The organism is Streptomyces europaeiscabiei, assembly GCF_001550375.1.
Lineage (GTDB): Bacteria > Actinomycetota > Actinomycetes > Streptomycetales > Streptomycetaceae > Streptomyces > Streptomyces europaeiscabiei.
Genome location: NZ_LRTR01000004.1, coordinates 1 through 9,164, shown reverse-complemented (window position 1 = coordinate 9,164; position 9,164 = coordinate 1). Strand labels below are relative to the sequence as shown.

General features: G+C 71.6%; 8 protein-coding genes. 1 reads left to right on the top strand and 7 read right to left on the bottom strand.

Translation table 11 applies throughout. The annotated features are described in order from the left end of the window. From AWZ10_RS00095 to AWZ10_RS00075, 5 genes are all read right to left on the bottom strand, one after another. The coding region (locus AWZ10_RS00095) for a trypsin-like serine peptidase (RefSeq protein WP_159058184.1) at nucleotides 1-1,081 on the bottom strand (1,081 nt) is incomplete at its 3' end. A 1-nt stretch (nucleotide 1,082) separates the two neighbouring features. Next, nucleotides 1,083-2,936: a peroxidase family protein gene (locus tag AWZ10_RS00090; RefSeq protein ID WP_060890119.1), complete on the bottom strand. Its 1,854-nt coding sequence runs from the start codon at nucleotides 2,934-2,936 to the stop codon at nucleotides 1,083-1,085. Continuing rightward, on the bottom strand, nucleotides 2,933-3,757 hold the full coding sequence (locus tag AWZ10_RS52805; RefSeq protein ID WP_060890118.1) for a GMC oxidoreductase: 825 nt from the start codon (nucleotides 3,755-3,757) through the stop codon (nucleotides 2,933-2,935). Before AWZ10_RS52805 ends, AWZ10_RS00090 begins: the two co-directional genes overlap by 4 nt. Then, complete coding sequence (locus AWZ10_RS00080) at nucleotides 3,754-4,161, bottom strand: hypothetical protein (RefSeq protein WP_060890117.1); 408 nt, start codon at nucleotides 4,159-4,161, stop codon at nucleotides 3,754-3,756. The genes AWZ10_RS52805 and AWZ10_RS00080 overlap by 4 nt, the downstream gene beginning before the upstream one ends. 632 nt (nucleotides 4,162-4,793) lie before the next feature. Further along, nucleotides 4,794-6,116, bottom strand: a complete 1,323-nt coding sequence (locus AWZ10_RS00075; RefSeq protein ID WP_060890116.1) for a hypothetical protein — start codon at nucleotides 6,114-6,116, stop codon at nucleotides 4,794-4,796. A 115-nt stretch (nucleotides 6,117-6,231) separates the two neighbouring features. Here AWZ10_RS00075 and AWZ10_RS00070 point away from each other — a divergent pair, with 115 nt between their 5' ends. Continuing rightward, complete coding sequence (locus AWZ10_RS00070; protein ID WP_060890115.1) at nucleotides 6,232-7,494, top strand: molybdopterin-dependent oxidoreductase; 1,263 nt, start codon at nucleotides 6,232-6,234, stop codon at nucleotides 7,492-7,494. A gap of 349 nt (nucleotides 7,495-7,843) precedes the next feature. On the opposite strand, the gene AWZ10_RS00065 is transcribed toward AWZ10_RS00070, so the two are convergent. Together AWZ10_RS00065 and AWZ10_RS00060 are read right to left on the bottom strand one after the other, a co-directional pair. Further along, complete coding sequence (locus AWZ10_RS00065; protein ID WP_425264472.1) at nucleotides 7,844-8,662, bottom strand: class I SAM-dependent methyltransferase; 819 nt, start codon at nucleotides 8,660-8,662, stop codon at nucleotides 7,844-7,846. A 50-nt stretch (nucleotides 8,663-8,712) separates the two neighbouring features. Then, on the bottom strand, nucleotides 8,713-9,164 hold a 452-nt coding region (locus AWZ10_RS00060; RefSeq protein WP_060890114.1), incomplete at its 5' end, for a TIGR04282 family arsenosugar biosynthesis glycosyltransferase.

Genomic DNA, 9,164 nt, shown 5'->3' with positions numbered 1-9,164 from the left:
CGGCGGGAGCCGGAGCCGCCACCGGACCCGCGGCGGCCTCCGCGACGCCCAGCCCCGACTCCGGGCCCATCTCGGCCAGCAGCGCCTGCTGCCGGGAGGAGAGGGGCAGGGTGGCGAGGTGCTTCAGGATGGAACTGATGCGTACGCCCTCGTTGGACACCCAGTCGATCGCGTCGTCGCCGTCACCGGGCTCCCAGACCTGTCCGTCACGGCGCAGGACGCGTCCCTGTCCGTCGGTCCTGGGGACACCGCTGTGGTGGAGCGCGACGATCTCCCACTGGTCGTTGAAGACGGGAGAGCCCGAGTTGCCGGGCTCGGTGTCCGTCTTGTAGTGGAGGAAGTCGTCGAGGCGCACCTGGAGCATGTTGTCGCGTACCGCGATCTCCTTCAGCCGCCCCATCGGATGGCCGATGACGTTGACAGGCTCACCGATCACCAGTTTCCCCTTCTGGGCGCTGAGCCGGTTCCAGCCGAACGTCTCCCCCGCGGGCCGCAGGTCAGGGCCGGGGGCGACCCGCACCAGGGCGAAGTCGAGGCGTTGGTCCGCCGCGAAGAACCCGTCCGGGTCGAGCTCCAGCCGCGTCGCCGACTGGGGTGTGTTGTCTACGGTGACCTGGGCGTCGAACTCCACGAAGCTCTGCCGGGCGGCCTCCGCGTCGGGGAGCACGTGATGGTTGGTCAGCAGCAGGTTCGGCGACACCAGGAAGCCGGTGCCGACGGGCAGCTCACGGCCGTTCTCCCGTACCGAGATCCGGGCGACGGTACGGGCCGCCCGGGTGCCGCGCGGCAGGAAGCTCCAGGCCTGCAGGTCCCTGGACACACCGAGGATGCGTTCGTACGCGGCGGTCGCCTCCAGCGGTTCCGCCCGGACGGCCTCCACCACCATGGAGGCGGGCACCGCCTGCCGGTCGAGCAGCCGGGCCGCGCGCGCCGCGAGTGCCTCCTCCGAGTCCGGGAAGGCCACCCCGGCGTCCTGTTGCCGCTCGACGGTCCGCCGCTCGTCGCCGGTCTCGCCGTACCGTACGGCGGCCGCCGCGGCCTGGCGCTCCCGTTCGTCGTGGGACCTGTCTGTGACTGCCATGTCAAGTCACCGTCCTTCCGGCTGTGTTCCACGGCACGAAGGCGTTCGTCAGCCCCGCCAGAGCCGTACGCAGCTCCGGGTGGTGGCGCAGCAGCACCGTGATCATGGAGTTGTCGTCGATCCAGGCCATACCGGCCTTGGAGTACACCTCGGGGGTGTAGTACTCGGTGAAGAAGCGGTCGCTGTTCAGTCGGCGTGAGGCCATCAGGATGAAAATGCGGAACGCCGTGTCGCTGAAGGCGAATCCGGCCGGCAGTTTCTCCGCGTACAGCCCGACCATGAGGTCGACCTTCTCGACGTCGCCGTCGTAGAGCCCCTGGATCTGCTCGGCCCACGCACGGTTCTCGGTCAGTTCCAGGAAGTCCGCGGCGGGCTTCAGCCGCAGCAGTCGGCGGAACTCGTTGTAGCGGGGGACGCCCAGCTCCCTGGAGCGCAGGATGTCGGTGGCGGCGAGGTCCTGCAACTGTCCGTCGGGGCGCTCGAACTCCTGAAGGAACTTCGGGAAGTTGTGCAGGGTGACCAGTCCGGGGTGGAGCGTGCCGAAGCTGTAGAGCAGGTCGGGCATCTCGGTGGTCTCCAGGACCTTCAGCGCCCCGGGGCCCGAGATGTCGCGGAGGGTGCAGTGGCGCAGGCTCGCGTCGTCGGCGGCGGAGCGCAGATGCCACTCGTCGCGGATGAGCGGGTGCATGCGGTAGACAGCCACGAACTCCTCGGTGAGGGAGTACGGGACGCCGTAGTGGTCCGTTTCGGCGCCGGGGATGCCGCTGACGACCTCGCTGCCGCTGATCCGGCCGAAGAGGTTGTGGACACGCTCGCCTGCGACGCCCCACCAGTTGGCGCGCAGTGCCTTGACGGTGGTGGGGTGGCTGATCACGGCCGGTGTCCACTCCACGGTGTGGATCTTGGCGAGGAGCGCGGCGTTGACGAGCCGGGCCCGCTGGAAGAGTTCCTCGTCGTTCCAGGACGGGTACGCGCCGTGCAGGTGGTCGCAGATCGCGTTGTGCTCACGGGCGAACAGGTCGTGCATCATGGCCAGGCCCAGCCAGAAGCCGGGGATGTGCGAGGGGTCCCGGGAGGGGTCCGAGGGGATCGGGGACTGCTCGTCGTCCCACAGATGCAGCTTGCCCAGCTCACCGGTGCGCATCAGACGCTGCTCGGTCTCGTTCGTCCCGTAGATCTGCGAGGCGTCCCACCAGTGGGAGGACACGTTGACGCGGGTGTCGGGCGTTCCGGGGGGTGCCTGCGGGTCGAGGGTCGGGTCGTCCGGTGTCCGCATGATCCGCATGGGGTGTTCCGGCCATGGGTCGTCGTCCATGAGGGGTACTTCCCAGGGCCGTTCCGTGGGGCTGCTCCCGTGGCTGAACCAGTCGCGGACCATGAACTGAAGCCAGGCGGCGACCAGGGAGTTGACCGACTCGGCGGGCGTGAGCTCGTCGCGGCCGAGCAGGGCGCGGCTGACCTCGCGCGGGCTGGGCGCGGACAGTACGTCCTCGGGTGTGGCCGGGGCGATCCGGTCCAGCGGGATGTTCCGGCCGAAGCGGGTGCCCGCCATGCCCATGCGCGCCTCGTCGAGGTCGTTGTGGCTGCCGTCGGCTGTCCGGTTGACCTTGTGGGTCTCGGAGGGGGGCGCGGGATCGGGCAGGTTGACCGAGGGCAGCCGGCCGGTGTCGTGCAGGTTCTTCTGCCGGAGTTTGACGCGCAGTCCGAGGAGCGTCAGCAGGCCCGGTACGACGGGCAGCCTGTCCCAGCCGAGGCGCCGGTCCACGTATTCGGCGCCGGCGGTGACGACCCGCCAGGGCAGTGACGTACGGTGTCCGGCCGCGGAACGTCGTGCGGTGCGTCGCTGCTTGCTCATCGCGGTTCTCCTTGGGCGGTCGCGAGGATCACGTCGCTCGCCTTCTGGCTGATCATGCGGATGGGGGTGGCGACGAAGAATCCGGGAATGCGGGGGAAGACCGAGGCGTCGACGATCCGCAGACGGTCCACTCCGGGCACCCGGAACCTGCTGTCGACGACGGCAGAGGGATCGTCCGTCCGTTCCGCAACCGCTTGTCCTCGACGACCGGTTCGGGGTCGGCGAGGACGGTCGGCAGCCAGCCGTCGAATCCGTGGCGTGCGTCGTTGCGGTACCGGGCGCCTGCGAAGGGCAGCACCTTCAGCAGCGTGGTGAGCAGCGCGCCCGGCAGGCGGTTGGCGGGCGGCTCCTTGGGCCTCGGCCGGTAGGTGCAGCGTTCCAGCCGCTCGAAGTACCGGTTGCATGGCCGTGCCGTGCCACGTCGCGTCGCCGGTCTCCTCCGCGATGGCGTCCCAGCCGCCGTTGTACGGATAGACGGTGATCAGCGCATGGTGCGCGGTGCAGCCGCCGACCGTCCCGGCACGCGGGTAGAGGATGCCCCGGTCCGGGACGAGTCTGCTGTCGCGCTGTTGCTGCCGCTCGTCGGCGTAGTGCTCTACGAAGTAGTTCCAGCACTGGACGAGGTCCTCGGAGGCGTCCGCGTGGAAGGCGGGCACCACGTAGTTGTCGTTCTCCTGGGCCCCACCCGCGTCGAGCAGCAGGGTACGCATGCCCGCGGCGGCGAGGTCGGCCGCCAACGGTCCGCCTGACGCCCCGGCGCCGACGACGACGTAGGCGAAACCCGTCTCGGCCGGGGAAACGGCACCGGGCCCTCCCGTCACTTCCGCTTCCCCTTCACCGGGTTGGCGAGCGAGGTGGCGGCCAGGACCGTGTTCGCGGCCGAGATGAGCGTGGTCAGCGTCGCGGTACGCGGTGGAAGCCGGCCGCTCAGGTCCAGCGTGGCCGCCGTCGCGGTGTCACCGCCGTGGATCAGGCCGCCGTCGCGCAGGTACATCCGCAACCGCTCGTCGCGGCCGGTCAGCAGATCGAGGCCGAGCCGGATCGTACGGATCCCGAAGAGCGGGAAGGCGTACACGGCCGCCGGACCGGGCGGCTCACGATCGGGATCGAGGCGCCGGATGAGCAGTTCGGGTGCGAGCAGTCCGGCGGCCCCGTTGAAGAGCCGGATTCCGGCGAGTGCGTGGACCGAGACAGCGCGAGGAGCGGCTTTCCGGGTGGCCATCATGTCTCCTGACGGTGCGGTGACGGGAACTACCGCCGAACCCCGACGAGGGAGAAGAACTCCAGGGAGGGAAACTGTCTGAAAACACTCCAATCAGCAGATTATGGGATCAACTGCCCTCCTGCACCTTGGGCCCGGGGGCTCACCGGTGCCTCCGACGCGCATGCGTGCCCTGACGGCTCCGGAGGCGGGGCTTCGGCTGGTGACGGTTGCGGCGCTCACCATGTTGTGCGGGGCCGGTCGTCTCGGCTCTGGACGGCGAGACGGTGCGCCCGCTGCCCTTGGCCGCAATGGTGGACTCGGGCGTCGTGGTCGCGCCGGCAGGTCGCCACGCGCCGCGGCCGCCGGACCTCTCCCCGGGCCTGGTCACGACCGCTGAGGTGGGCGGGACGATGGGGTGCGGCTGAGCCCTCAGCAGGTGGGGCGCGGTTGCTTCCACCGACCGGCTGCGTGATGAGGCCGCCGGGGCATGAAGACCACAGCCGCGGCGGGAGATGAGAAGTCGAGCCGGTCCGCAGCGGAAGCGACGTCGTACGGTCATCGGTCGGCCGGCCCGCGAGCCCGCACCGGCGGCCTGGGAATGATCGACAGGTGTGTCCCGCCCCGGTCGGCGCTGAACAGGCAGCACCAACCGCTCACCAGCCCGTCAGCAGCAGATGGTTGAGGAGCAGACTCAGGGCCGCCTGAGCCGTCAGCCAGACGCGGGGGCGGTCGAGGAAGGCGCCTGCCGCGAGCAGCCACATCGCGAACGGCAGCCAGATCCGTTCCGTCTCCGCCTTGCTCATCCCGGACAGGTCGGCGATGAGCAGCATGAGCAGGGCCGCGCACAGCAACACCCCCATGCGGCGCTCGGCGACGGGGGACGTGTGCCACTGGGCGAGGCGGGTGCCCGCGCGGCGAAGGCCCGCCACCGTGGCGGGGCCCACGACGAGGACCGTGCAGGCCAGGTTGGCCCACACCCAGTAGCCGTACGGGCGGAAGCCGCCGGCGCCTTGGTGGTAGCGCTCGACCAGCAACCGGTATGCCTCCCACCAGTTGAAGCCCGCCAGGGTGAACACCAGGGGCACGACGCCGAGTCCGGCGATCACGTAGGGGAGGACCGGCAGCCGCCGGGAGCCGAGCAGCAGGACGGTGGCGGCCATCACGGCGAGGAGGGTGAGGCCGTACGAGAGGTAGACGGTCAGACCGAGGAGGAGCCCGGCGGTGAAGCCGGTCGCCCGCGGTCGGTGCCCCTTCACCGCCAGGGCGAGGAAGGCCACGGCCCAGGCGGCGACCGCCGCGAAGTATCCGTCCGCCGACGTGCCCGCCCATACCGCCGCCGGGGCCAGGACGAGGAACGGGGCGGCGCGGCGTGCGAGGGCCTCGCTCGTGAGAGTGCGGACGCTGACGAGGACCGCGGCCGCTGTGGTCGCCCCGATGGCGATGACGAAGGCGCCCGCCCATGCTCCGCCGCCCAGTCCGATCCGGTCGAGGAGGACGAAGGTGAGGGTGGCGCCCGGCGGGTGGCCGGCGACGTGCGGGGGCCAGTGGTCGGGGGAGCCGAGCAGGATGTGGCGGGTGAAGTCCCGCAGGGTGTGGGGGATGTCGTCGAAGCGGTCGATGACCTGCAGGTACTCGTATCTGGTCGTCAGCCGACGGGCGATCCCGCGGTGCCAGCCGTCGACGAGGGCCAGGGAGAAGGCCCAGGCCATGGCGGTGGCCCACGCGGTCCACAGCAGGGCCCGCCAGGGCAGCCGGGCGGCCAGCGTGGGGCCGTACGCCACGACGGCCACGGCGACGGCGATCGCGGCGGGGGTGCCGGGGCCGGTGTGCGGCAGCCAGTTGGCGTACAGGGGTGGCCAGCCGACGTGCAGGACGTCCTTGGCGCGCTTGATGGCGATGCCGACCAGCGCGGCCGTCACGACGAGCAGCGTGGCGGCGGCGACGGCGTACAGGTCGCGGCGGAGATCGCGGTTCACGCTCGGAGACGTTAGGCCGGTGGAGGACCGGTGGACTCTCGACAGGCGCGGACGTCAGCGTTTCGTCATGAGTCGCGCACCCGCTCACCGGGTGTTCCGGGCCTAGCGTCGGGGCATGGCACGGACTCCTTCCTCACCCGCCTTCTGGCGCAGCCCGCTGCGCGGCCCCTGGTTCACCTCCGTCCTCGGCGTGGTGCTGCTCGCCGGGATCACGGCGCTGTTCGTGACAGGGCTGCTGTCGTACGCCGCCTACAACCCGGGTCTGTCGCCCGTGAACGACAAGACCCCGGACAAGGGGATCCTCGGCTTCTATCTGTTCCCCTGGCCGACGAATCCGCACTGGCTGTACCGGTTCACGCAGGGCCTTCACGTCACGCTCGGGATCGCGCTGGTCCCCGTCCTGCTGGCCAAGCTGTGGTCGGTGGTGCCGAGGCTGTTCCAGCTGCCCGCGGCGCGGTCGCTCGTCCACGCCCTGGAGCGGATCTCGCTGCTCCTGCTGGTCGGCGGCGCGCTGTTCGAGTTCGTGACCGGGGTGCTCAACATCCAGCTCGACTACGTCTTCCCCGGTTCCTTCTACCCGCTGCACTTCTACGGGGCGTGGGTGTTCTTCGCGGCGTTCGTGGTCCATGTGGTGCTGAGGGCGCCGACGGCCGTACGCAACCTGCGTGAGATGAGGGGGAGCGAAGGGGAAGGCACTCCGCCGCCGGTTTCGTCGGAGGAGCCCTCGCTGGTGTCCCCGGACCCGGCCGAGCCCACCGTCTCGCGGCGCGGTGCCGTGTGGCTGGTCGGGGGCGGCTCGCTGCTGCTGTTCGGGACGACCGTGGGGCAGAACTTCGACGGCCCGCTGCGGCGGACGGCCCTCCTCGCCCCGCACGGCGGTGCCGAGCCGGGCGGCGGACCGGGCGGCTTCCAGATCAACAAGACGGCCGAATCGAGGGGGATCAGCGCGGCGGAGACGAGCGAGGAGGCCTGGCGGCTGGTCGTCACCGGGCCTTCGGGGACGGTTCGGCTGAGCCGCGCCGAGCTGCTGGAACTGCCCCTGCACAGCGCGGCGCTGCCCATCGCCTGTGTCGAGGGCTGGTCCACCTCCGACCAGTGGTGGCGCGGCGTAAGGCTGCGGGACCTGGCCGGCCTCGTCGGATACGAGCCCGAGGCGGCACCCGACGTCCTCGTGGAGTCCCTCCAGCGGCGCGGTGCCTTCCGCCGGGCCGCCCTGCGCGCCAACCAGGTCCGCGACGCGCGCTCCCTGCTCGCCCTGGACGTCAACGGCGAGCAACTGTCCCCCGACCACGGCTACCCGGCGCGGATCATCGTGCCCGCCGCGCCCGGTGTGCTCAACACCAAATGGGTGGCCCGGATGACGTTCGGAGACCTGTGATGGCAAAGTCCCGGCTGCCGTTGGGCAGCCCGCTCCAACTGCTGCTCCTGGCATGCTCGTTCACGCTCGCCGGATACGCGGGGGTGCGGCTGCTCGCGGACGACTGGTTCGAGGTCGCACTGTGGTTCGTGGGCGCGGCGGTGGTCCACGATCTCGTGCTGCTGCCGCTGTACGCGACGGCGGACCGTGCACTCGTCCGGGCGGCGGGTGCGGCCGGTCACCGGGAGGGGGCACCGCCCGCGCCCTCGAGGCGGCGGGGGAGGGCCGCGTACGTGCGCGTGCCCGCCGCCTTGTCCGGGCTGCTGCTGTTGGTGTGGTTCCCGCTGATCAGCGGACGGGTGGCGGATCGCTACGAGTCCGCCACCACGCTGTCGGCGAATGGCTTCCTCGCCCGGTGGCTGCTGATCACCGCTTTGCTGTTCGGCGGCTCGGCGCTCCTGCTGGTGGTGCGGCTGCGCAGGGAGACGAAGGACCGGCCGCCCGCCGTCCACTGATCGGCGACGCCCCAGCCGAGCGGGCGGGCGTGCCGCAGCAACGCCGGAGTGCCGAGCCGGGCCCAGGGGAACGCGGCCTCGGCTGCGCTGTCGGCCTCGGCTCCGCTCACGAGGCGGACCTCGACACGCTCGTCCACATCGACGGGGACCGTCTCGGCGATCAACAGGCCGCCAGGGCACAGCAGCTCCGCCAGCCGACGCAGGAGAGCGGACGGGGCGCCGCCGATACCGACATTGCCGTCGAGGAGCAGGGCCGTGTCCCATCGGCCCTCGCCGGGCAGGGGGTCGAACACCGAGCGGGTGAGGGCTTGGCCGCCGAGCCGCAGGGTGTGGGCGACGGCGGCCTGGCTGACGTCGATACCGAGCACGGGCCGGCCCGAGGTGGCGAGTTCGGCGACCAGCCGTCCCGGTCCGCACCCCACGTCGAGGACGGCTCCCTCGCACCGCCCCAGGACCTGAAGGTCCACCGCATCGGCGCGGGCGCACCACCGCTCCACCTCCAGGGGCAGCAACCAGCCGTCACGACGGCGCAGGAAGAGCGGTCCCCGGCCGGTGCGCAGGGCGTCGGCGTACGGGTCCGTGGACCAGGGCTGCCCGATGGCCTCCTGGCGTGGGGTCTGCCGTACGACGGTTTCCCGCCGCACGGTCTCCCGCTCCACGGTTTCCCACCCCACGGCCCCAGGCTCCACGGCCTTTCGCTCCACGGCCTCCCGCCGTGCGTCGCTCATCGGGTGCTGACCGTCCGCAGCCGGGCCAGTTCCGCCGCGAACCGGCCGCCCGGCGCGATCGCGGCGACGGCTTCGGCGTCGGCGGCCGTGTCGACGTCCCTGAGGGGCGGCAGGTCGCGGACCCGTAGCCCGGCGGCGACGAGCCGGTCGCGCTGCACGGCGCCGGTGGCGGGCGTCGACATGGGCACCCCGAGCAGGAGTGCCGGGTCCGGTTCGGCCAGACCCAGGGCCCAGAAGCCGCCGTCCTCGGCCGGACCGAAGTACGCGTCGTACTCGGTGAAGTCCACGGTCAGCAGGTCCGGGGTGACTTGTGGGGTGTCCATGCCGATGAGCAGCGCCGGGCCGTCGCAGCCGGCGAAGGCCGCGGCGAGCCGTTCGTCCAGCCCGCCCGCGCACTGCGGTACGACGTCGAAGTCGGGCGGCAGCCAGGGGCCGGGCTCCCCGGCGA